At 64.7% G+C, this 481-nt stretch carries 1 pseudogene; it reads left to right on the top strand.

From position 1 onward, the window contains the following. A pseudogene (locus tag EN925_RS39120) lies at window positions 1-481 on the top strand (cobaltochelatase subunit CobN); the annotation flags it as partial.

Raw genomic sequence — 481 nt, 5'->3', positions numbered from 1 at the left:
CCTGCCCTCGATGCGGCTGGCCGCACTGCGCGACCTGCGCCATCCCATGTCCGTCGACCTCTGGGTCGACAGCGTCGCCCGCCATGCCAAGATCATCCTCGTGCGCATCCTCGGCGGCTACGACTGGTGGCGCTACGGCTGCGACCAGCTTGCCTCGACCGCCCGCGAACGCGGCATAAAACTGGCGCTGCTGCCCGGCGAATGCCGCGACGAGGATCTGCGCCTGATCGAAGCCTCGACGCTGCCGCGCGAGGAGTTGGACGGCCTGCTCGACTATTTCCGCGAGGGCGGCCCGGCGAATATGAGCGCACTGGTGCGGAAATTGGCGCGGCTGGCGGGGTCGGATGCGGAAGTTATCGGCCCGGTGGTGGTGCCGAAAGCTGGTTTTTACGTGCCTGGATGTGGAGTTGTGGAGAAGCCGGACTTATCGAATGCTGGCGCTTACAACGTCAACGCTCCTATCATCCCCATCCTGTTCTAT

This window comes from Mesorhizobium sp. M7A.F.Ca.US.006.04.2.1, assembly GCF_004022915.1.
In the GTDB taxonomy this organism is placed as follows: Bacteria; Pseudomonadota; Alphaproteobacteria; order Rhizobiales; family Rhizobiaceae; genus Mesorhizobium; species Mesorhizobium ciceri.
The sequence above is the reverse complement of the archived record's forward strand: the minus strand, read 5'-3'. Positions and strand labels throughout refer to the sequence as shown.